The 22,467-nt window shown below is 64.3% G+C and carries 21 protein-coding genes; 7 read left to right on the top strand and 14 right to left on the bottom strand.

Annotated elements, in window-relative coordinates; all coding sequences use genetic code 11:
• The first annotated feature begins 15 nt into the window (after positions 1–15).
• The gene (locus AC630_RS10270; protein WP_208866993.1) at positions 16–2,487 is read left to right on the top strand and encodes a phospholipase C/P1 nuclease family protein; all 2,472 of its coding nucleotides are present in this window, start codon (positions 16–18) and stop codon (positions 2,485–2,487) included.
• Between the two features lie 165 nt (positions 2,488–2,652).
• Here the strand turns inward: AC630_RS10270 and AC630_RS10265 are convergent, their stop codons facing one another.
• Entirely contained in the window at positions 2,653–3,912 is a 1,260-nt protein-coding gene (locus AC630_RS10265) for an adenylate/guanylate cyclase domain-containing protein (protein ID WP_074118428.1), read from the bottom strand.
• Positions 3,913–4,088: 176 nt separating this feature from the next.
• Between AC630_RS10265 and AC630_RS10260 the strand changes: the two genes are divergently transcribed.
• Together AC630_RS10260 and AC630_RS10255 are read left to right on the top strand one after the other, a co-directional pair.
• Positions 4,089–5,246 carry an MFS transporter gene (locus AC630_RS10260; RefSeq protein ID WP_074118461.1) on the top strand — a complete coding sequence of 386 codons (1,158 nt, stop codon included), beginning with the start codon at positions 4,089–4,091 and terminating at the stop codon, positions 5,244–5,246.
• A 31-nt stretch (positions 5,247–5,277) separates the two neighbouring features.
• The gene (locus AC630_RS10255; protein ID WP_074118427.1) at positions 5,278–5,463 is read left to right on the top strand and encodes a hypothetical protein; all 186 of its coding nucleotides are present in this window, start codon (positions 5,278–5,280) and stop codon (positions 5,461–5,463) included.
• Here AC630_RS10255 and AC630_RS10250 read toward each other — a convergent pair.
• Complete coding sequence (locus tag AC630_RS10250; protein ID WP_074118426.1) at positions 5,460–6,338, bottom strand: DMT family transporter; 879 nt, start codon at positions 6,336–6,338, stop codon at positions 5,460–5,462. The two genes, AC630_RS10255 and AC630_RS10250, sit on opposite strands and share 4 nt — an antisense overlap.
• 82 nt (positions 6,339–6,420) lie before the next feature.
• Positions 6,421–7,251, bottom strand: coding sequence for an N-acyl homoserine lactonase family protein (locus AC630_RS10245; protein ID WP_074118460.1), 831 nt, complete (start codon positions 7,249–7,251; stop codon positions 6,421–6,423).
• Positions 7,252–7,490: 239 nt separating this feature from the next.
• Between AC630_RS10245 and AC630_RS10240 the strand changes: the two genes are divergently transcribed.
• The 3 genes from AC630_RS10240 (at position 7,491) to AC630_RS10230 (ending at position 10,580) form a co-directional block, all read left to right on the top strand.
• Positions 7,491–8,309, top strand: coding sequence for a chromate resistance protein ChrB domain-containing protein (locus tag AC630_RS10240; protein WP_074118425.1), 819 nt, complete (start codon positions 7,491–7,493; stop codon positions 8,307–8,309).
• Positions 8,309–9,694, top strand: a complete 1,386-nt coding sequence (gene chrA, locus AC630_RS10235; protein WP_074118424.1) for a chromate efflux transporter — start codon at positions 8,309–8,311, stop codon at positions 9,692–9,694. The genes AC630_RS10240 and chrA overlap by 1 nt, the downstream gene beginning before the upstream one ends.
• A 79-nt stretch (positions 9,695–9,773) precedes the next feature.
• Positions 9,774–10,580, top strand: a complete 807-nt coding sequence (locus AC630_RS10230; RefSeq protein ID WP_143197946.1) for a hypothetical protein — start codon at positions 9,774–9,776, stop codon at positions 10,578–10,580.
• A 304-nt stretch (positions 10,581–10,884) separates the two neighbouring features.
• On the opposite strand, the gene parC is transcribed toward AC630_RS10230, so the two are convergent.
• The 11 genes from parC to rpoZ all read right to left on the bottom strand — a co-directional run bounded on the left by parC (position 10,885) and on the right by rpoZ (position 21,789).
• The gene (parC, locus tag AC630_RS10225) at positions 10,885–13,143 is read right to left on the bottom strand and encodes a DNA topoisomerase IV subunit A (protein WP_074118422.1); all 2,259 of its coding nucleotides are present in this window, start codon (positions 13,141–13,143) and stop codon (positions 10,885–10,887) included.
• Positions 13,144–13,204: 61 nt separating this feature from the next.
• A complete protein-coding gene (locus tag AC630_RS46840; protein ID WP_074118421.1) occupies positions 13,205–13,492 on the bottom strand; it encodes a hypothetical protein in 288 nt (95 codons plus the stop codon).
• Positions 13,493–13,583: 91 nt separating this feature from the next.
• Positions 13,584–14,336: a DNA repair protein RecO gene (recO, locus tag AC630_RS10215; RefSeq protein WP_074118420.1), complete on the bottom strand. Its 753-nt coding sequence runs from the start codon at positions 14,334–14,336 to the stop codon at positions 13,584–13,586.
• 139 nt (positions 14,337–14,475) lie between these two features.
• Complete coding sequence (locus tag AC630_RS10210; RefSeq protein WP_074118419.1) at positions 14,476–14,856, bottom strand: hypothetical protein; 381 nt, start codon at positions 14,854–14,856, stop codon at positions 14,476–14,478.
• A gap of 21 nt (positions 14,857–14,877) precedes the next feature.
• Positions 14,878–15,804, bottom strand: coding sequence for a GTPase Era (era, locus tag AC630_RS10205; protein ID WP_074118418.1), 927 nt, complete (start codon positions 15,802–15,804; stop codon positions 14,878–14,880).
• Positions 15,794–16,615 carry a ribonuclease III gene (rnc, locus tag AC630_RS10200; RefSeq protein ID WP_074118417.1) on the bottom strand — a complete coding sequence of 274 codons (822 nt, stop codon included), beginning with the start codon at positions 16,613–16,615 and terminating at the stop codon, positions 15,794–15,796. Before rnc ends, era begins: the two co-directional genes overlap by 11 nt.
• Complete coding sequence (lepB, locus tag AC630_RS10195; RefSeq protein WP_074118416.1) at positions 16,612–17,376, bottom strand: signal peptidase I; 765 nt, start codon at positions 17,374–17,376, stop codon at positions 16,612–16,614. The genes rnc and lepB overlap by 4 nt, the downstream gene beginning before the upstream one ends.
• 248 nt (positions 17,377–17,624) lie before the next feature.
• Positions 17,625–18,044: a holo-ACP synthase gene (gene acpS, locus AC630_RS10190; RefSeq protein WP_074118415.1), complete on the bottom strand. Its 420-nt coding sequence runs from the start codon at positions 18,042–18,044 to the stop codon at positions 17,625–17,627.
• Positions 18,041–18,793 (bottom strand): pyridoxine 5'-phosphate synthase, encoded by a 753-nt coding sequence (locus AC630_RS10185; protein ID WP_074118414.1) that lies wholly within the window; start codon positions 18,791–18,793, stop codon positions 18,041–18,043. The genes acpS and AC630_RS10185 overlap by 4 nt, the downstream gene beginning before the upstream one ends.
• Before the next feature lie 110 nt (positions 18,794–18,903).
• On the bottom strand, positions 18,904–21,189 hold the full coding sequence (locus tag AC630_RS10180; RefSeq protein WP_074118413.1) for a RelA/SpoT family protein: 2,286 nt from the start codon (positions 21,187–21,189) through the stop codon (positions 18,904–18,906).
• Between the two features lie 207 nt (positions 21,190–21,396).
• Positions 21,397–21,789, bottom strand: a complete 393-nt coding sequence (rpoZ, locus tag AC630_RS10175; RefSeq protein ID WP_027522935.1) for a DNA-directed RNA polymerase subunit omega — start codon at positions 21,787–21,789, stop codon at positions 21,397–21,399.
• A 328-nt stretch (positions 21,790–22,117) separates the two neighbouring features.
• On the opposite strand from rpoZ, the gene AC630_RS10170 reads away from it, so the two are divergent.
• The coding region (locus AC630_RS10170) for a LabA-like NYN domain-containing protein (protein WP_143197945.1) at positions 22,118–22,467 on the top strand (350 nt) is incomplete at its 3' end.

Here is a 22,467-nt window from a genome sequence, read left to right as displayed (position 1 = left end):
CTCCTGGAGATTGCCATGCCCACTCGTCAGCCTCCGCTCGACTTGTCAAAATTTCATACTGACGACAATGATTTCGCCCACCTCTCATTGAAGAACCTGATCGACGCGCGTGAACTCTTCCACATCCACTTGATGCGGCACCCTAACGTCGTCGCAACCGCACTTGGCCGCTACCGCATCCGCAAGGGCGACAGCTGGCCGCACGCAAGGAAAAAGCACCACGGCAAGGGCGTGCGGAGGCTCGACAATTCGGAAGTCAGACCCTACTCGTGGCCGTGTATTCTGGTCTTCGTCTCGCAGTGGCAGAATCCGAATGAATTCGAATCCCGTCCGGGCGATCTGATCCCGAGCACGGTGTTCATGCCTGACGGCTCGAAAGTCCCGATATGCGTCATCGAAGCCCCCAGGGAATCGGCGACGCCCATCGCGGCACCGAACAACATCGCCTACCCCCTCAACAACATTGGCCCGGGCAACCCGCTGATCGCCAACGTGCAGGGACAGAAGTATCTCGCAACGATCGCCGGCCTCGTCAGCGACGGTCACAAGTTCTACGCCCTCACCAATCGCCATGTCACGGGCGAGGAAGGCGAGCCGGTGAACGCGATATTGGCGCAGACCGAGGAGCGGATTGGTGAGACCGCCGCGAAGCAACTCACCCGCCTTCCGTTCTCGTCGCTCTACCCGAACCTGACACTCAGCGACACCTTCGTAAATCTCGACGTTGGGCTGGTCGAGATCGACGACATTTCGCGATGGACAACGAAGATCGACGGCATCGAGGGCACGGTCGGACCGATGGCCGACTTTTCCGGCTCCAACCTCTCGCTGTCACTGGTCGGATGCGCTGTGCGCGGCATCGGTGCGGCAAGCGGGACCATGCTTGGCGAGATCCACGGCCTCTTCTACCGCTACAAGACGAGCGGCGGGTTCGAATATGTCGCCGACCTGATGATTGGACCGCGCACGCACGAGGCGAGCGGCAAGCAGGCGGTACCGAAATTCTTGACATTGCCGGGCGACTCCGGAGCGCTTTGGCTCCTGGAACCGGCGGAAAAGCCGGACGCCGCCGAGAAGGGCAAGTCCGCGAATGATCAGTACCTGCCTCTGGCGATGCAGTGGGGGCGCAATATGCTCTATTCGGCCGACAAGGCTCCGCCGCAAGGCTTCGCGCTGACCACCCTGCTATCGCGCACCTGCGCCTTGCTCGAGGTCGACTTCGTACGCGCGTGGAATGTCGATCAACCCGATACCTGGGGTGCCCTCGGGCATTTCTCCATCGCCTCAAGGACGCTGGTTGCGCTATCGAACCGTTTTCCCAAGCTGAAGGCGCTGATGGAGAACAATCTCCTGATCATCAGCCACGACGATGAAACCTTGAACAAGGGCGATTTCACCGGCATGGGGAGCGAAGATTTCGTGCCTATGGCCGACGTTCCGGATTTCTTCTGGAAACCGCGTGTCGCCCAGCAGGGCTTCGCCCGCCAATTCGAGGGCAGCAATCATTTCGCCGACATGGATCAGCCGGGTCCGCACGGCAAGACGCTGCTGGACCTCACCAAGGATGACGCGAACGTCGATCCGAACGTCTGGGAAGACTTTTACGACAGCGTCACCGACATCCTGAGTGGCCAGAAGATCAAGGAAGACCGGCGAGGCCTTCTGCCCTTCCGCGTATGGCAAATCTTCGATCAGATGTGCGACTTCGCTGCCAAGGGCAAGGCCGAGGAATTCGTCTGTGCCGCCGGCGTGCTCGCCCATTATGTCGGAGATGCTTGTCAGCCGCTCCATATCTCCTACCTGCACGACGGTGACCCCGGACATCCAGTCAAGCACGTCTTCACCAAGGGGAAGAAGGCCGGACAGACCAAGCTGCAGCCGCTCGGCACCGGCGTTCACAGCGCCTATGAAGACGCCATGGTGTTCGAGAACCGGAATGCCATTCTCCAGGGACTGAAACAAACGCCCAGGGTTCAGCAATCTGAACTCGTCGCCTCCGGCCGCGATGCGGCGATCGCGACCATCAAATTGATGCGCGACACGTTCAAGGCGTTGCCGCCACCGAAGATCGTGCGGGCCTATGTCGATGTCGGCAAGGGCGGCAAGGCTGCTTCGGCCAAATTGTGGTCGCTGTTCGGCAAGAAGACGATCGGCGTGATGCAGGACGGCGCGCACCTGCTCGCCGTGCTCTGGGAAAGCGCCTGGCAGGTCGGCAATGGTGAGAGGAACGTGACCCGTCGAAGCGCCCTGTCCAAGAAAGAAGCCATGAGCATCGTCCAGAACGAGAACTTCCTGCCCTCGTTCACTATCGGGCAAATCGGCAAGGCGCTGCACGGCCTGCCAGCCGCCGCTCCGTCCGAACAATCCGGTGTCAAACCCGTTTCGCGAAGTCGCAGGGCGGCGCCTCCCCGGCAGCAGCGAGGGAGTAAATCCCAACCGGGCCGAGGATCGACCACGGCCACCAGACGCTCCTCGACCCGTCGCTAACCTGCATCGAACACTCGGACGGGGCGCTCCAGCGATTTCCGGCGATCGGTCGAGGCGTGAAGCCGAGAGCGTTTTCGGGCGAAGTGGATACCGGTTCGCGTAAAGAAAACGCGTCAAAACAATAATCTAGAGCCCCGTTCCGATTCCATCGGAACGGAAATGGCTCTAGCCCGCCAGATACCGCTCGTAGCTCCCCGTCACGGGCTCGCTCGCGTCGACCTCCGGATCGAGCGTGTAGAGATCCTGCGCGCGGCCGATGCCGCGCAGTGCGTAGCGGCCGGTGGAGACGAGATAGCGGCGGCCGGCGGCGTCCAGGCCCTTGTAGAACTCCGCCGACGCCAGGAGCTCGCGGTCGACCGAGCGGCTCATCGAGGCGATGCGGCTGACCTCATTCACGGTCGGCCCGACCACCGTGAAGTCCAGTCGGTCCTCGCTGCCAATATTGCCGTAAAAGACCTCGCCGACATGCAGGCCGATATAGGCGGACGTGGTGGGGCGGCCGTCGGCCTCCCGGCGCACATTCAGCGCCGCGACGTTCTTGCGGAACAAATGCTCGGCGCGCAGCGCCGCGCGGCGGGCGTCCGCCATGTCCTCGCCGGTGAACATCGCGAGCACACCGTCGCCGATCAGCTTCAGCACGTCGCCGCCGGCATCATGGATCGCGTCGATCACGGCCTGGGCATAGTCGTTGAGGAACGGGATGATCTCGTCGGGGCCGATGCTCTCGCTGATCCCGGTCGAGCCGCGCAAGTCCGAATACCACAGCACGGCGTTGATGCGCTCGGTGACACCGCGCGAGATGCGCCCGCGCAGCACCTGCTCGGAGGCGTCACGGCCAAGATAGACGCGCCCCAGCGTGCGTGCGATGTCGACCTGCTGTGCCGACTTGATCGCGAGCCCCAGCACCGGCACGAGATCGCGCAGAGCCTCTAACTCGGCTTCGCCAAAACCTTCGGGGCGGCGCGTGGTCCAGCAGGAGTACAAGCAATCCATCAGACCGAGCGCGCCGTTCTCGCCGAAGCGGTGCACGAAGGCGAGATAGTGCCGGTGGCCCTTCTCGGCGAGCTCTCCGATCTGCGAGAAATCCATCGAGGGCGCGTCCGCAAGATCGATCACCATCTCGTCGTGGCCGTGCTCGAGCATGTGGAAGAACACCGAGCGGCGCCAGCTCTTGGCAGCATCGCCTTCGGCAGTCGAGCCGTATTCGAACGCGTCGCTCTCGTTGCTGGGCCGGTCGCTCCAGCGGAAACCGCGCCCCTCATAGATCGGATGCAGCGTGTCGATGACGACGAGCCCGCGCGAGAGTTCCAGCCCTTCGGCGCGGCAGCGCTCGCAGAACCCGCGGAGCAGTTCGCTTTCAGGCAGGCCCGTGAGCCCCTGGCCGGTCAGCCAGTTCATCAGCGCGAGGCGCGAGGTCAATTGCATGCGCCATTATGGCGTGCATTCGTGACGAGCGAAAGGCCACGCTCGAACCGCGCGAGGACCAAGGCTCACGTCCTTCGCAGGTCGAATATGCGGCGGCCACGGTTGACGCGCTCGCCACGCGGGCAGCAAATGCTGGTTATGAAGACTTCGTCGGCCAGGATCGGAAGCGCGCGCGGATGAGCCAGCGTCAGCTTCCGATCATCCTGGCGCTCGGCACTACGCAGACCCTCGCCTGGGCTTCGAGCTACTATTTGCCGGCGTTGCTCGCCGATCCCATGGCGCGCGACCTCGGCGTCTCCTCCAACTGGATTTTTGGCGCGTTCTCGGCCTCGCTGGTGATCTCGGCGATGCTCGGCCCACGTATCGGACGCCAGATAGATCTCGTCGGCGGCCGGCAGGTACTGTCGGCTTCGAACCTGACCATCGCCGCCGGCCTCGTCCTGCTCGGCTTTGCGCAATCCGTCCCAGTGATGGCGATCGCCTGGCTCGTGCTCGGCATCGGCATGGCGATGGGGCTCTATGACGCCGCCTTCGCCGCGCTGGGCCGCATCTACGGCACCGAAGCGCGCGGCTCGATCACCGGCATCACGCTGATGGCGGGCTTCGCCTCGACCGTCGGCTGGCCGCTCACCGCCTGGGGTCTGTCGCATATCGGCTGGCGCGAGACCTGCTTTGCCTGGGCGGCCGCCAACATCCTGATCGGCCTGCCCCTCAACTTTTTCATGCTGCCGGCGATCAAGGGCGCCAGGCAGGCGGCTGCGACCGCCGAGAAACCGCACGTGCCGCTTGACCGCACGATGATCCTGCTCGCCTTCATCTTCGCTGCGGTCTGGACCGTCACCGGTGCGATGGCCGTCCATTTCCCGCGCCTGCTGGAGGCAACAGGCGCGACGCATGTCGAGGCGATCGCGGCCGGCGCGCTGATCGGCCCGGCGCAAGTGGCCGCGCGCATTCTCGAAGCGGGCTTTCTGAGCCGCTTCCATCCGCTGTGGTCGACGCGCCTTGCCTGCCTCACCCACCCGATCGGCGCAGCCGTTGTGGCCATCTTCGGCGCCCCCGCCGCAAGCGCGTTTGCGCTGCTGCACGGCTCGGGCAACGGCATCTTGACGATCGCGCGCGGCACGCTGCCGCTCGCGATCTTCGGCCCGAAGGATTTTGGCTACCGCCTTGGTGTTATCGGCGCCCCGGCAAGGATGGCGCAAGCGGTGGCGCCGCTGGCCTTCGGCCTGCTCATTGACGTCATGGGCGCCAAGGTGCTGATCGTCTCCTCCGCGCTTAGCCTGTCGGCACTGGCGGCCTTGTTCCTGGTCCGCCCGGAACGGCGGCCGCATTGACCGTGCCTGAGCTTTCGCGCACAAGCGCGCCATGACCGACGACACCGGCAGCCCGTTCAAGCGCGCCATCCGCTGGGCAACCACGCCGCCGCAAGCCTGGGGCGTCTATCTCCTCGCCATCGTGCTGGTGTGGCTGCTGTCGTTCTACGCCGGCACGCTCAAGCCCAAGAAAACGCCGGAGAGCGGCCCGTCCACGGTGACTGCGCCGAGGAGCTAAGCCGGCTTCGCCTCGCTGGTTGCGATCCAGATGCCGGCGAACACTGCGACCAGCCCAATCAGAAGATTTGCCGTGATCGGCTCGCCGATGAGCAGCGCCGCCAGCAAGGCGGCGGCAATCGGGTTGATCGTCATCGTATTGGCAACCCGGGTCGGCGTTGCCCGCGCCAGCGCCATGACCCAGAGGATGAAGGCGAGCGCGCCGCCGCCAATGCCGAGATAGATTCCGGCGATCCACTGCGCCGTCGAGAAGTGATCGAGCGCCGCAAAGCTGCCCTTCACCAGACTCGCCAGCACCAGCATGGCAGCGCCCGCGCCCATGCCGACGGTGAGAAAGCCGAGCGCGCTGGAGCGCTGCATCAGCGGGCGCGACAGCACGTTGTAGAATGCCATGCAGAACACGGCGCCGGTCATGATCAGTTCGCCGCGCCAGGCGCCGGGCGGGCTCTGCGCGAGGCCCGCGGCCAGCGCCGCCGCAACGCCGAGCACGGCGATACCGACACCGGTGATCTTGCGCACGGTCAGCCGCTCCACGCCGAGGAGCGCGCCGACCACCATGGTGTAGAGCGGCAGCGTCGCCAGCGCGAGGCTGGCGCGCGCGGCCGTCGTGTAGGACACCGCGATGTTGTAGAGGATGAAGAACAGACCAAAGAAGCAGATTCCGAGCAGCGCCACTGCCGGCCAGTCAGACCGCTGCGGCCAGCGTACGCCGAGCATCAGTGCACACGGCAACAGGCAGAGAAAACCGATCCCCCAGCGCATGATCGCCAGCAGAATGGGATCGGCGCCGCCGACGAGATAGCGGGTAACGGCTGCCGCTGTCCCACCGAGACTGCTCGACGCCAGCGCGATCGCAACCCCGGTCCACTCGCCCACGATCGTCTCCTGTTGCGGAGCTTTTCGCGGGCCCTAGCACCAGGCTGCTGCCACCGTCATGGCAGCAGCTTCGGCGCACGCGTCAGTCGTAAAACTCCGGCGACATCTTCTGGCTGTCGCGCTGGGCCTTGTCGTGGTTGATCCAGAGCTGCGCCTTCTCCTTGGCGAGCGTGTCGGCGATCTTCTGCATCGAGGCCGCGCTCTGGTCCTTGTTGGTATTCATGCTGGGAACTCGGCGGTTGTCCCAATTATCCCTGAAGTGGACAGCGTCGCCGGACAGCACTACCGCACCGGTCTTCGGCAGTTTCACCAGCAACGACTGGTGTCCCGGCGTGTGGCCGGGCGTTGACAGGATGGTCACGCTGCCGTCGCCGAACACGTCCTTGTTGCCGGACAGCAATTCAACGGGATGCGAGGGCTTGAAGCGCGGCTCGTTGTTGACGCCGGGCCAGTCATATTCGGCCTTCTGCACATAGAGCGTGGCCTGCGGAAACAGCTCAACATTGCCAATGTGGTCGGGATGCGTGTGCGAGACGGCCATCGCCTTGATGTTATCAGGCTTGACGCTGAGCTGTTCGAGCTGGGCCGCGAGCGTCTTCGGGCGGCGCCAGGTGACGGCCTTGGGGTCGGCCGGCGTGAGGCCGTTGGGCATCGCGGCAACCGCATCGGCGATGCCGGTGTCCCACAGGAACCAGCCCTTGGCGTGCTTGATGAGATAGCAGGTGTCGACGAAGTCCATCGTCTTGCCCTCGTTCAAGCCCGGCGTCCAGCGCGAGATGTCGCCGGCGGTGCCCTCCCCGCAATTGAGGACGTAGAGCTTTTCGACGCCGGTCTTTTCCGACTGCGCGACGGCCGTCTGGGTGGACAGGGCGAGCGCGGCGATGGCGAGAGCGAGCGTGATCCTGGACATCATGTTGGTCCCTCCTTGCAGCGCCTTGTGCGGGCTGCGACCGAGGATCAACCCCGGCGGGTCGGCGGAATTCCCATCCACCAGCCTCGGCAAGCAGCGCCATCGAGCCGAGCAGCGATCGTCACACGGATTGACAGCCCCGCCTAGTTTCGCTGTAATCAGGGCCATGGGGATTGAGCGATCTCCCCACGAGGCGACATGCCCAAGTATCGCGTCCCGTTCGTTTTTTGCGAGGACGCATCATGTCAACATTCACGACCATATCATCTGACAAACTGGTACGGCTGATCGGCACGGCGAACGCCCCTGCGCTCATCGACGTGCGGACCGAGGAGGATTTTGCCGCGGATCCGCGGCTGATCCCAGGTTCCATCAGGCTCAGCCATGACAATGTTCCCGACTGGGGCGCCGCCTTCGCCGGCCGTTCCGCCATCGTCTCGTGCCTGCGCGGCGAAAAGCTCGCGCAGGGCACCGCGGCCTGGCTCCGCCAGCTCGGCGTCCGCGCCGAGACGCTCGATGGCGGCTTCGAGGCGTGGAAGGCGGCAAAGCAGCCGCTGCTCGACACGCGCAAGCTGCCGCCGCGCGACGCCACGGGACGCACCGTCTGGGTGACGCGGGCGCGGCCGAAGATCGATCGCATCGCGTGCCCCTGGCTGATCCGCCGCTTCGTCGATCCCAACGCGGTGTTCCTGTACGTGGCGCCGTCCGAGGTGGTCGCCGTCGGCGAGCGGTTTGGCGCGGTGCCCTTCGACATCGAGAACGTGTTCTGGAGCCATCGCGGCGAGCTCTGCACCTTCGACGTGATGATCGAGGAGTTCGGCATTGCCACGTCGCCGCTGCTCCGGCTCGCGACGCTGGTGCGCGGCGCCGACACCGCGCGGCTGGACCTCGCACCGGAAGCTCCCGGCCTGCTCGCAGCCTCCCTCGGGCTGTCGCGGATGTACGATGACGACCTCGAACAACTCGAGGCCGGCATGCTGCTCTACGACGCCTTCTACCGCTGGTGCCGCGACGCCACCGGCGAGACCCACAACTGGCCGACCAACAAGGCGAAGGCGTGATGGATACCCGTAGCGTTCAAGCAGGAGCTGATGCCGGTCACGGCATCAGCTTCGGTGAAGCCTTCCGCGTCTGGCTCCGCGTCGCCTGCCTGAGCTTTGGCGGGCCCGCGGGCCAGATCGCGGTGATGCACCGCATCCTGGTCGAGGAAAAGAACTGGATCTCCGAAGGCCGCTTCCTGCATGCGCTGAACTACTGCATGCTGCTGCCGGGACCGGAGGCCCAGCAGCTCGCGACCTACGTCGGCTGGCTGTTGCATCGCACCGCCGGCGGGCTGATGGCGGGCGGGCTGTTCATCCTGCCCGGCGTCATCGCCATCATGGGCTTGAGCTACATCTACGCCGCCTTCGGCAATGTCAGCTTCGTCGAGGCGTTGTTCTTCGGGCTCAAGGCCGCCGTGCTCGCCATCGTCGTCGAGGCCGTGGTGCGCGTCGGCAAGCGCGCGCTGAAGAACCGCATCATGATCGCGCTCGCCGCGATCGCCTTCGTTGCGATCTTCTTCTTTGCCGTTCCCTTCCCCGTCATCATCATCGTCGCCGGCATCATCGGTTATGCTGGCGCGAGATCCGGCCGTCCGGAATTTGCACCGGCTGGTCACGGCCATGGCGGCAACACCGCTGTGATCGACAGCATGCTCGGCGAAACGGTTCCCGAGCATGTGCGTCCCAACACCGCGCGCGCGATCCGCCTCAGTGCGCTCTGGCTTGCGCTCTGGCTCGTGCCGGTGATCGCGCTGCTTTTGGTCCTTGGGCAGGCCAACGTCTTCAGCCAGATCGCGCTGTTCTTCTCAAAGATGGCACTGGTCACTTTCGGCGGCGCCTATGCGGTGCTGGCTTACGTCGCCCAGCAGGCGGTCGAGCATTATCACTGGCTCGAGCCGCACGAGATGCTCGATGGCCTCGGCATGGCCGAGACCACACCGGGCCCGCTGATCATGGTGCTCCAGTTCGTGGGCTTCATGGCGGCCTACCGCGACGCAAGCGGGCTGTCGCCGATGCTCGCGGCGACCCTCGGCGGACTGCTCGCAACCTGGGTCACCTTCACGCCCTGCTTTCTCTGGATCTTCGTCGGTGCCCCCTATATCGAGCGGCTGCGCGGCAACACGGGACTCGCCGGCGCGCTCGGCGCGATCACGGCTGCCGTCGTCGGCGTGATCCTCAACCTCTCGATCTGGTTCGCGCTGCATATGCTGTTCCGCGAGACCGTGCCGGTGCACGCCTTCCCGCTGGACTTCGACATGCCGGTGCTGAAGAGCATCGACATCCCCGCGCTCGTGCTGTCGATCGCGGCCGCAACCGCGATCTTCCGCTTCAAGCTGGGAATGCTTACGGTGCTGGCGGGCAGCTGCGCAGCGGGCATAGCGCTGCGGTTGGCAGGGGTGATCTAGGGAGACCAATCAGATCATACCTGGACTCCTCGGGCCCTGCGAAAGACAGTAAGGTGTCGTTCGAGAGGAACCAGGCCTCGTGGGATCGTTTTCGGATCAGGCTGCCAAACCGCGCGGACGATTGCTCGTCGTCCTGCTGCTCCTCGGCCTGCTTGCGGCTGTGTGCTTTGGCGCCATCTACGCCGCCGGAGACCTGTCGAAGCTTCAGACCGTCGTATCTGCGCAGGAAGGCCTGACGGCGTTGCGCGGCGTGACGGATCCTGGCGAGCTCGATCAAGCCATCAAACAGCATCCGTCCAACAAGCTCCTCAGGCTCGTCGCACTCGCAAACAAGGACGTGAACGACATCGACGCTGCGGCCCAGAAGCTGCTTGATGAAGCCGCGCCAAGGCCCTTTCCGAAGCCAAGCGATCTCGGCGCGGCAAGCCGCGATGACCTTGATGCGCTTCTGCGCGACCTGAAGACTGCGGAAGCCAACGTCGCGACGTTCGCGCCGCGCTACGATGCGCTGCTTAAGTCTGCACGTGACCAAGCGGAGAATGATGCCCGGTCATTGAACGTCGGGGACGAGCGATTTTCGTCCTTCATGGCGATGATCGACGAGCAGCATGCGGGCTGGACTGCACTCACCTTCAAAATGCTCGCCGCGCGCGCGGACTATTACAACGCCTTCGAAAAATGCATGGCGCTGCTGGTGCGCGAGTTCGGCATCTACAGGGTTGAGGACGGTCAGCTCGTCTTTCCCTTCCAGTCCACGGCAAATGCCTACAATCGCGCTGCGACCGCAACGTCCGACGCGGCGAAACGCGGCTCCGAGCTCGATGGCGAAAGGGCGAGCCTGCGACAGTCGGAGCTGATCCGATGGAAGGCGCTTGTGGAGCGGTAGCGCTGTTGCTGTCTCTCGCGCTGGGCAACATTCGCGCCGCTGTTTGAAATGTGAACTGGAGAACGACGCTGTTGCCTTCCCGCCGTCATTACGAGCGCAGCGAAGCAATCCAGACCGTATCCACGGAAAGACTCTGGATTGCTTCGCTGCGCTCGTAATGACGATGTGGATCCAACCTGCCACCGTACATTCAGTCGTCATGCCCGGGCTTGTCCCGGGGGATCCACGTTTATCCCAACGCGCGGCGGCGCGCGGGTGGCCGGGACAAGCCCGGCCATGACGATGCAGCAATAGCCCGCAGCCCCTACCCGATCACCTTGCCGAACTTGTTCGACTTCGGGAAGCCCTTCGGCGGCAGGCGGCCGGCGTCGGCGCGGGTGCCTTGCCACTCGGCGAGCTCCTTCATGGTCGTGGAGAATTCGCGCCCCGCAGAGTCCTTCCAGGTCAGGCCTGCCTTGGCGTCGAACACGGCAAGGTCGGAGAGGCCGCCGTCCTTGTACTTCTGCAGGCGCACGCCGCGGCCGCGTGCCATCTCCGGCACCTGGTCGAGCGGGAAGACCAGCATCTTGCGGTTCTCGCCGATGACCGCGACGGTGTCGCCGAGCACCTCGGTGATCGCGCGCGCCTCGTTCGGCATGTCGACGTTGAGGATCTGCTTGCCCTTCTTGGTGGTGCCGACGCAATCGTCCTCATTGACGATGAAGCCCTGGCCCTCGTGGCTCGCGACCAGGAATTTGCGGCCGCCCTTGTTGACGAACAGCGCGACGGGAGCTGCCTCCTGCTCGAGATCGATGAACAGGCGGATCGGCTCGCCGTGGCCACGGCCGCCGGGAAGCTTGGCGACATCGAGCGAATAGAATTTGCCGTTGGTGGCAAACAGCAGCAGCTTCGAGGTCGTCTCGGCGAAGAAGGCGAAGCCGAGCTTGTCGTCCTGCTTGAAGGCAAGCCCGGAGAGATCCTCGACATGGCCCTTCATGGTGCGGATCCAACCCTTGTCGGAGACCACGATGGTCACCGGCTCGCGCTCGACGAAGGCTTCCTCGATCGCGGCGAGATCGTGCTCGGGCGCATCCGCAAACGTGGTGCGGCGCTTGCCGAGCGGCGTCTTCGGCCCGAACATGTCGCGGACCTTGCCGACCTGCTCGCCGACCTTCTTCCACTGCTCGGCCTCGGAGGCGAGCAGGCCTTCGATACCCTTCAACTCCTTGCGCAGATCCCTGTCTTCATTGCGGATCTCCATTTCCTCGAGCCTGCGCAAGTTGCGCAGACGCATGTTGAGGATGGCCTCCGCCTGGATCTCGGTGAGCTTGAACGCCTTGATCAACGCAGGCTTCGGCTCGTCCTCGCTGCGGATGATCTTGATCACCTTGTCGAGGTTCAGATAGGCGACCAGATGGCCGCCAAGGACTTCCAGCCGGTGCTCGATCTGCCCCTTGCGGAAGTTGGAGCGGCGGATCAGCACGTCGCGCAGATGGTCGAGCCATTCGCGCAAGACTTCGGCAAGGCCGACCACCTTGGGAACGCGGCCCTTGATCAGCACGTTCAGGTTCAGCGGAATCTTGCTTTCGAGCTCGGTCAGCCGGAACAGCGATTCCATCATCAAAGCGGGATCGACGTTCTTCGATTTCGGCTCGATGACGAGCCGAACGTCCTCGGCCGATTCATCACGGGCTTCACCGACGAGGGGCAGCTTCTTCTGATCGAGCAGCTCGGCGATCTTCTCGACAATCCTCGATTTCTGCACCAACCAGGGGATCTCGGTGACGACGACGACCCAGGTGCCGCGCGCGCCCTCCTCCACCGACCACCTGGAGCGGACACGGAACGAGCCGCGGCCCGTGGTGTAGGCTTCCGCGATCGCTTGCTTGGAATCGACGCAGATACCGCCGGTCGGGAAGTCCGGGCCCTTGACCCACTTCAAGAGCGCCTTGGATTTCGCGTCGGGCTTCTCGATCAGATGCAGCGCGGCTTCGCAGAGCTCGGCCGCATTGTGCGGCGGGATCGAGGTCGCCATGCCGACCGCGATGCCTTGCGCGCCGTTGGCGAGCAGATTCGGGAAGCCGCCGGGCAGAACGACCGGCTCTTTCGACTGGCCGTCGTAGTTCGGGCGGAATTCGACGCCGTCCTCGTCAATGCCCTCGAGCAGAAGCCGCGCGACATCGGTCATGCGGGCTTCGGTGTAGCGGTAGGCGGCGGCGTTATCGCCGTCGATATTGCCAAAATTGCCCTGGCCGTCGACCAGCGGGTAGCGCGAGGAGAAGTCCTGCGCGAGGCGCACCATGGCGTCGTAGATCGCCTGGTCGCCATGCGGATGGAACGAGCCCATCACGTCGCCGACGATCTTGGCGGACTTCTTGAAGGCCGTGCCGGGGTCCAGCCTGAGCAGGCGCATGCCATAAAGGATGCGCCGGTGCACCGGCTTCAGACCGTCGCGCGCATCGGGCAGCGCGCGGTGCATGATGGTGGAGAGCGCATAGGCGAGATAGCGCTCTTCCAGAGCGTCCCGCAGCGGCACCTCGTGAATTTCAGCCGGCTTCTCCGGCGGAATCAATCGTTTTCCCATGCCGCCCGGTTAAACTGTGGAAGCGAATCGGGCAAGGATCGATTGGTTCCCCTGGGATGGCCTAGTGGCCTGCCCAGCCGGCTGTCACAGTCTGGGTTTTGGCTTGGCCAGGCGCTTGGGCGGGAGCCGGCGCATTGGTCACACAGCGGCGGGCGGCCTCAATTTCGGCTTCCGTCGCACCGTGGGACCGCGCCCATGTCTCTGTGGCCGCAGCGGAATATTTCGCCACATAGTATCGGACGACGGTGCAGGACGCCCGGCGAAAAACGCCAGGTTGCGGCTCTCCGGCCATTGCATCAGGCACAAGCGCCAGTAGCGCCGCGGACACGGCAAATCCCTTGATCAGCATCTAGGCTTTCCCCGTTGTGGAACCCTGCCCGGCAAACTCAGGCGGCCGGAGTTCGTTCCGGGGGAACAAGCTGGGCAGAGGTGCAGTCAGCTCATGGCGCCGGGAGCGCCGCCTTGGCTTGCTGCCGCATCAGGGCGTTGATGAAGCCGGCGCGCGCATCGGAATGGCCCTGCCCGCGCGGCTCCAGCACGTGGCGCAGGAGGAACAGGCCGGTCAGCCGAAAACCGTCCTGGAGATCCTGTTCGGTGAGGTCGCTCGCGGCCTCGCCATGACGCAGGAACGGCGGCAGCCGCAACAGCCGGTCGCGCCACGGCTCGCCGGCGGTGCGCGACACCGCGCCGCCGGATTTCGGCGACACGTAGATCAGGTCCGTGGTCTCCCCGGTCACCGCGCAATTCTCCAGCGCCAGCCCGAAGCCGAGCTCGGCGAGCATCGCCAGCTCGAAATGGATCAGGTGCACGGCGGCGCCGCCGATGTCGTCGAAATCATCGAGCGAATGCTCGAGCAGCCCAAATATCTCCTCATGCGGATCGCGTTCGGGAAGGAGCCGCGCAATCGCGGCGAGATGAGTGACGCCGTAAACGCCATGGGACGAGCCCAGCAGCGTCGCGGCACGCAGCTTCAGCCCTTCGATCGCATAGGTGCCGAGATGCTCATCGAGCCTTGCCCGCCACACCGCGCTGACGCTGTTGCCGGGCTGCAGCAGCGGCCGCATCCGCGAGCCGGCGCCGCCGCGCACGAGACCGAGATGCCGGCCGTGCGCGCGCGTCAACAGCTCGACGATGGCGCTGCTCTCGCCATGCCGTCGCACGCCCAGCACGATGCCTTCGTCGGTCCATTCCATGGGGGAAGTCTAGCGCATTTCAGGTGATCGTAGGGTGGGCAAAGCGAAGCGTGCCCACCAATTTGATCCTCTGGGCGATTGCGGTGGGCGCGGCGCGCAAGAACGCGCCTTAGGCCACGCTGCGGCACCGCGCGAAAATTCACGCGTCGAACCAGCCCTGCGCGTCCCCGGTGAAGGAGAAATACAGCCCCATCGCCGTCAGCACGCAGGAGACGATCTCGATGGCGCTGTCGAGTTCCATGCCCTTCTCGCCGATGATCTGACCGAGCGAGATCACCGACAGCACGAGTGCTGCCGCCAGCACCCAGCGCGGCCAGTTCTTGCGCCAACGCGCGGCGAGCCAGACGAAATAGACCAGCAGCACGATCATCGCGCCGGCGAGCAGCGTCGCCGTCATGATCATCTGCTCGGTCATCTCGGCGTTGGGCGTGCGGTCCTGGACCGCGACCGACAGGGCATCCAGCATCAGCGATGCATAAAGCAGCGCTTCGAAGCGCCGGACGTTGCTGGGCACGCTCATCGGATACCGATCTTTTCTTGGTTATTCTTTGGGGAAGTCCAGGCCCATCTCGCGATAGCGATCGGGGTCGTCACCCCAGTTCTCGCGCACCTTGACGAACAGGAACAGATGCACCGGCACATCCAGGATCTGCATCAGCTCCTTGCGCGAGTCCGCGCCGATCGACTTGATGGTGGCGCCGCCCTTGCCGAGCACGATCTTGCGCTGGCTCTCGCGCTCGACGAAGATCGTCTGCTCGATGCGCACCGACTTGTCCTTGCGCTCCTCCCATTTGTCGGTCTCGACCGTGGACTGGTAGGGCAGTTCCTGGTGCAGCTTCTGATAGATCTTCTCGCGCGTGATTTCGGCAGCCAGCTGCCGCATCGGCGCGTCCGACATCTGGTCCTCGGGATAGAGGAACGGGCCCGGCGGCACCATCTCGGCAAGCGTGCTGCGAATGTCGTCGACGCCGTCGCCCGAGATCGCCGAGATCATGAAGGTCCTCGCGAACGGCATGCGCTCATTGGCAGCCTGCGCCAGCGCCAGCAGCTTCTCGCGCTGGACCAGGTCGACCTTGTTGATCACCAGGATCTTCTCGTGATTGACGCTGGCAGCCTTGGCGAGGATCGCCTCCGCCTCTTCATCAATCCCGGTCTTGGCATCTAACAGCACGCAGACAAGGTCGGCGTCATGCGCCCCGCTCCAGGCGGTCGAGACCATGGCGCGGTCGAGCCGGCGCTTGGGCAGGAAGATGCCGGGCGTATCGACCAGGATGATCTGCGCATTGTTCTCGATGACGATGCCGCGGATCAGCGCGCGCGTGGTCTGCACCTTGCGCGAGACGATCGTGACCTTGGCCCCGACCAGCGCATTGACCAGCGTGGACTTGCCGACATTCGGCGCGCCGATCAGCGCAACGAAGCCGCAGCGCGTCGCGGCAGGCGCCTCTCCGCTTGCTTCAGTCATCATTGCTGCCGCCAACACCTTCGCGTTCAATCATCACAGAAGCCGCCACCTTCTCCGCCGCGCGCTTGCTGCCGCCGACGCCTTCCGCCGGCGCCAGTCCCGGCAGGTCCACCGCGACGCGGAATTGCGGATCGTGGTGCGGGCCGGTGCGCTCGACCTCGCGATAGACCGGCGTCGGCAGCCCCTTCCCCTGCGCCCATTCCTGGAGCACGGTCTTGGGATCGCGCAAGGGACGTCGCGGCTTGTGCATGCGCTCGGTCCAGTTGCGCTTGACGAATTCGGCCGCGGCCGCATGGCCGCCGTCGAGGAAGATGGCGCCGATCACGGCCTCGCAGATGTCGCCGAGCACGCTCTTGCGCAGGCGGGCGTCCGCGCTGGGGCCGACCGAACCGAGCTTGACGTCGTCGAGCAGACCGAGCGACTTGGCGACGTCGGCGCAGCTTTCCTTGCGCACGAGTTCGGCAAGCCGCTTGGACAGCTCGCCCTCATCGGCATTCGGGAAGGCGTGATAGAGCATGTCGGAGACGACGAGTCCGAGCACGTGGTCGCCGAGGAATTCCAGCCGCTGATAGCTGTCACCGCGCTTGCGCCCGGACTTCAGCGCCGAGACATGCGTGATCGCCTGCATCAGCAGGTTCGGATCGGCAAAGCCGTGCCCGATACGCGCCTCGAGTGCAGCATTCGCATCCGCCGCCTTGGCCTTGCTGCCCCGCGCCCGCTTCTTCTTCGCAGGCGTCTTGGAAGCACCTTGGCCGTCAGGGGCCGCTTGCGCCTCGATCGGTTGGGTCGTGATGTCCTTGGCTTCGTCTTTCATCGGACGATTTTGAAGAAGCGATTCCAGCGTACCGCCCACGGCCAGCGCCAGAACATCCAGGCATGCTCGCCTTCGGCGATGGAGAAGAAAATCATTTGCGCACGGCCGATCAGGTTCTCCTTCGGCACGTAGCCGACCTGGCCAAGGAAACGGCTGTCGGTGGAGTTGTCGCGGTTGTCGCCCATCATGAAGAAATGGCCAGACGGCACGGTGTAGACGTTGGTGTTGTCCATGTAGCCGTTGTCGGCGCAATCCAGCGTCTCATAGGACACGCCGTTCGGCAGCGTCTCCTTCCAGCGCTTCACCCGGGAGATGCCGCCGCCTTCGGAACCGCAGGGGTCCTCGCCGACATACTCGCTCATGCGCTGCCGCTCGACCGGGGTGTCGTTGATGTAGAGCAGCCCATCCTTCATCTGGATGCGGTCGCCGGGAAGCCCGATCACGCGCTTGATGTAGTCGGTGGAGTCATCCTTCGGCAGGCGGAACACGACGATGTCGCCGCGGTTCGGATCCGAGCCCCAGATCCGGCCCGAGAACAGCGGCGGCGAGGACGGGATCGAGTAGTGGCTGTAGCCGTAGGAATATTTCGAGACGAAGAGATAGTCGCCGACCAGCAGCGTCGCCTTCATCGAGCCGGACGGGATGTTGAAGGGCTGGAACAGGAAGGTGCGGATCACCAGCGCGATCAGGAGAGCGTGGATCACGACCCGGATCGTTTCGCCGACGCCGCTCTCAGTTTTCGTTCCCGAAGTCACGCTCATTGCTCTCTCAATTCCGGCCGGCGATCACAGAACGCCCTCCTCCTGCGAACAGCCATCGGTTCGCAGCCCAAGGAGATTGTCCTGATTCTGATAGTGAGGGCCAATTCTGGCGTAAAGCCGAATTCGCCCAGCCTGATTTGCGTCCGCGGACTTTTAGACGGTTGTCGCAGGCCACGCAATCAAGGATCGCATCAAAACTACATAAGATATTGATTTTTAATACGAATTATAAGATAGCCGCCCAGCGGTCAGGGCTTGGCCTGCGGGACGGCGGAAATGATGACGAAGGCCTGTGCCAGCGGCCAGTCATCGGTGATCGACAGGTCGATCCGCGCCTCGAACCCCTCCGGCGTCAGGGCCTGGAGCCGGGCCAGGGCGCCGCCGGTCAGTTGCATGGTCGGCCGCCCGCCGGGCAGGTTGACCACCCCCATGTCGCGCCACCAGACACCTCGCCGGATGCCGGTGCCGAGCGCCTTGGAGCAGGCTTCCTTGGCGGCAAAGCGCTTGGCATAGGTCGCCACCACCATCTTCTCGTTCTTGGCGCGCCGCTCGGCCCTGGCCCGCTCGGCCGCGGTGAAGATGCGGTCGAGGAAACGCTCGCCGTGGCGCTCGATCACCTTGCCGACACGGGTGATGTCGATCAGGTCGGAGCCGATGCCGATGATCATGCCTGGCTCCGGCCGCGATCCATCGCCGCGCGCATGCTGCGCACCGTCTCGGCGAGCCCGACGAACAGGGCTTCGCCGATCATGTAGTAGCCGATGTTGAGCTCCATGATCTCCGGCAGGGCCGCGATCGTCTCTGCCGTCGCATAGTCGAGCCCGTGTCCGGCATGGACCTCCAGCCCCGCGGCCTTCGCCAGCTTCGCCCCCGCCACGATCCGCTGCCATTCGGCTTCGGCCTTCTCGGCGTGGCCGTCGACGACGGCATCGCACCAGGCACCGGTGTGGATCTCGATCACCGGCGCGCGCAGCCGTGCCGCCATCTCGATCTGCGCGGGATCGGCGGCGATGAACAGCGAGACGCGGATTCCGGCATCGTTCAGCCGCGCGATATAGGGCGCGAGCGCGTTGTGCTGGCCGACCACGTCGAGCCCGCCTTCGGTCGTCACCTCCTGCCGGCGCTCCGGCACCAGGCACACCGCATGCGGCTTCGTGGCGAGCGAGATGCGCATCATGTCGTCGGTCGCCGCCATCTCGAAATTGAGCGGCTTGGAGATCTCGGCCTTCAGCCGCGCCATGTCCTCGTCGCGGATGTGCCGGCGATCCTCGCGCAAATGCGCGGTGATGCCGTCGGCGCCGGCCTCGATCGCAAGCAGCGCCGCGCGCACCGGATCGGGATTGCGGCCGCCGCGCGCGTTACGCAGGGTCGCGACATGGTCGACATTGACGCCGAGGCGAAGCGGAAGAGCAGGCATTGCAAAACTCACGAAGTGACATTTCTCAACTCGTCATGCGCGGGCTCGACCCGCGCATCCATCTTCTTTGAAGAGATGGGTTGCCGGGTCAAGCCCGGCAACGACGCGCTTCATCCATTAACACGTTCGACGCGGGCAACGACCGCTTTCGCGCGCAACTGGGCCAGGATCGCGCTCAAATGCTTCAGGTCGTAGACTTCGAGATCGATCGTCGTTTCCGTGAAGTCCGGTGAGCGGCGCTGCATGCTGATATTGTCGATATTGCCGTCATGCTCGGCGATCACGGTCGCGATCTGTGCGAGCGCGCCGGGCTCGTTGACGTTCTCGACCTTGATGCGGGCCGGGAAGCGCTGCGGCGCGGAGTCCTCAATGTCCCAGCGGACGTCGAGCCAGCGCTCCGGCTCCTCCTCGAAATCCTTCAGGTCCGGCGACTGGATCGGATAGATCGTGATCCCCTCGCCCGGCGTGACGATGCCGACGATGCGGTCGCCGGGCACGGCGCCGCCGTTCGGCGCGAACTTCACCGGAAGGTCGGAGTTGATCCCGCGGATCGGGATTGCGACCGGGCTGCGTGGCGGCTCCGACGATTTCTCCTTGAGCTTGGCCGCGAGCCCCTTCTTGATGCCGTAGCGCGCGACGCGCTCCTCCTTGTAGTCGGGGTACATCGCACGCGCGACGTGGGAGGCCTTGATCTCGCCGCGACCGACCGCCGCCATGACATCCTCGATCGAGGTGCGGGCAAGCCGCGGCAGTGCACCCTTGAGCTTGTCGTCGGCGTATTCGATCTTGGCGCGCTCGAACAGGCGCTCCACGATGCGCCGGCCGAGGCCGACATACTGATCGCGCACGGCGGTGCGGGTGGCACGGCGGATCGCGGCGCGCGCCTTGCCGGTGACCGCGAGCGTTTCCCAGGCTGACGGCGGCGCCGATTGCGCTTCCGAGGTCAGCACCTCGACCTCATCGCCGTTCTGGAGTTCCGACGACAGCGGCGCGAACTTGCCGTTGATCTTGCAGCCCACCGCGCTGTTGCCGACGTCGGTATGCACGGCATAGGCAAAGTCGATCACGTTGGCATGGCGCGGCAGCGCGATCAGCTTGCCTTTCGGGGTGAAGCAGAACACCTGGTCGTGGAACAGCTCGAGCTTGGTATGCTCGAGGAACTCCTCGGGGTTGGCGCTCTCCGACAGGATGCCGATGGTGTGGCGCAGCCAGGCGAACGCGTTGGACTCGCGCTTGAGGAACTCGGTCGGCGAGCCCACGCCTTCCTTGTAGAAGACGTGCGCGGCAATGCCGCGCTCGGCGATCTGGTCCATCGCCTCGGTGCGGATCTGGAGCTCGACGCGCTGGTTGCCCGGGCCGATCACGGTGGTGTGGATCGAACGATAGTCGTTCTGCTTCGGCGTCGAGATGTAGTCCTTGAAGCGCCCCGGCACGACCGGCCAGGTGGTGTGGACGATACCAAGCGCGCGATAACAGGACTCGATGTCGTTGACGACGACGCGGAAGCCGAAGATGTCGGATAACTGCTCGAAGCCGATCGACTTGCGCTCCATCTTGGTCCAGATCGAGAACGGCTTCTTGCGGCGGCCATAGACCCGTGCGCCCAGGCCCCGGTGGCGCAGATTGTTGGAGAGCTGATCCTCGATCTCGCCGATCAAATTGCGGTTGCGCTCGGCGAGTGCATCGAGCCGCTGCATCACCACCGAATAGGCTTCGGGATCGAGCGTGCGGAAGGACAGGTCCTCCAGCTCCTCGCGCATTTGCTGCATGCCCATGCGGCCCGCCAGTGGCGCGTAGATGTCGAGGGTCTCCTCGGCAATGCGCCTGCGCGATTCCGTCGGCACGAATTCCAGCGTCCGCATGTTGTGCAGGCGGTCGGCGAGCTTGACCAGGAGAACGCGGACATCGTCGGCAATGGCCAGCAACAGCTTGCGCAGGTTCTCGGCCTGCTTGGCCTCCCGCGACACCAGCTCCAGCCGCTTCAGCTTGGTCAGGCCCTCGACCAGCACGCCGATCTCCGGTCCGAATATCTGGTCGATCTCGGCCCGCGTCGCCTCGGTGTCCTCGATCGTGTCGTGCAGCAATGCGGCCACGATGGTGGCGTCGTCGAGCTTCAGGTCGGTGAGAATCGCCGCGACTTCGAGCGGGTGCGAGAAATAGGGATCGCCCGAAGCGCGGGTCTGCGAGCCGTGCGCCTTCATGGCGTAGACGTAGGCGCGGTTCAGCAGATCTTCGTTGGTGTTGGGATTGTAGGACCTGACGCGCTCGACGAGGTCATATTGACGCATCATGCGCGCGCGCGGCTTCGTCGGACGGGCCACCGGCGCAGTCGGAGCCACGGCAACCGATTCGGTTGCGGCCAGCATCTGCGTTGATCTCCGGCGCCGATACACCATGCCATTCCTGCCTTCAAACGGACCACGGGACGGCCCGTTGCATACATCTTAGCTCCGATCGCGCGCGTATCCGATCAATTCAGTGACAGGGCGCGGCGCGAACCGCAACGCTATGGTAACCACGAAAACGCCAACAAAAGCAAAGGCCCGAACACGGGTTCGGGCCTTTGATAAGATCACAAGAATTCGACGATCGCGATAGGACGATTACTCGTCCTCCTCGGGCTGCTCTTCCGGCGGCGCGAGGCCTTCGAGGCCCTTCAGGAGCTCCTCTTCGGTCATGCGCTCAACGGCAACTTCGGTATCGTCCGCATCGACGCTGGCGCCGGCGGAACCGATCAGCGGCACCGTATCCGGCTCGGGCTCGTCGACCTCGACGAACTTCTGGAGCGAGTGCACCAGCTCCTCGCGGAGGTCCTCCGGCGAGATGGTCTGGTCGGCAATCTCGCGCAACGACACAACTGGGTTCTTGTCGTTATCGCGGTCAACCGTTAGTTGTGAACCGGACGAGATCATGCGGGCGCGGTGGGCAGCCAACAGGACTAGGTCAAACCGGTTGTCGACCTTGTCGATACAATCTTCTACGGTGACGCGAGCCATGGACTGTCGCTCCGTTGTAGGTGGGACGAAATATGTGGATGATCGGGGCTAGTTATAGGGGGCGGGACGGTTTCGCAAGGCCAATTTGTAATTTGGCCTCGCCAAACGGCTCTGCTATCCCCACATTGGGGCCAGGTCGAGTGGTTTTCCGGGCTGTCGGACGGGATAGCACCGGGTGTATCCAAGACCGCCATAACTATACCTTGATTGCCCCGACTTCTCCGGATTTGCGGTTTCGACGGGTTTAGGCAGCACTTAGAACTGCGCGGCTTGCTGCCGCCGCGCCAACAATAAACGATCAATCACGAACACTACGCGAGCAAACTGAATGTCACCTTCTCCCACCAACAAGATCGCGCTCTTCATCGATGGCGCTAATCTCTACGCGACGGCTAAAACCCTCGGCTTCGACATCGATTACAAGCGCCTGCTGAAGGAGTTTCAGAGCCGCGGGACGCTGTTGAGAGCGTTCTACTACACCGCCATCATCGAGGATCAGGAATACTCCTCGATCCGTCCGCTGATCGACTGGCTGGACTACAACGGCTACACCGTCGTCACCAAGGCGACCAAGGAATTCATCGACGCCTCCGGCCGCCGCAAGGTCAAGGGCAACATGGACATCGAGCTTGCCGTGGACGCCATGGAACTCGCCGAGCACATCGACCAGATGGTGCT

Origin of the sequence: Bradyrhizobium sp. AS23.2, from assembly GCF_001908185.1 — a bacterium.
Classification (GTDB): domain Bacteria; phylum Pseudomonadota; class Alphaproteobacteria; order Rhizobiales; family Xanthobacteraceae; genus Bradyrhizobium.
This window is presented reverse-complemented; position numbering and strand designations above follow the sequence as displayed.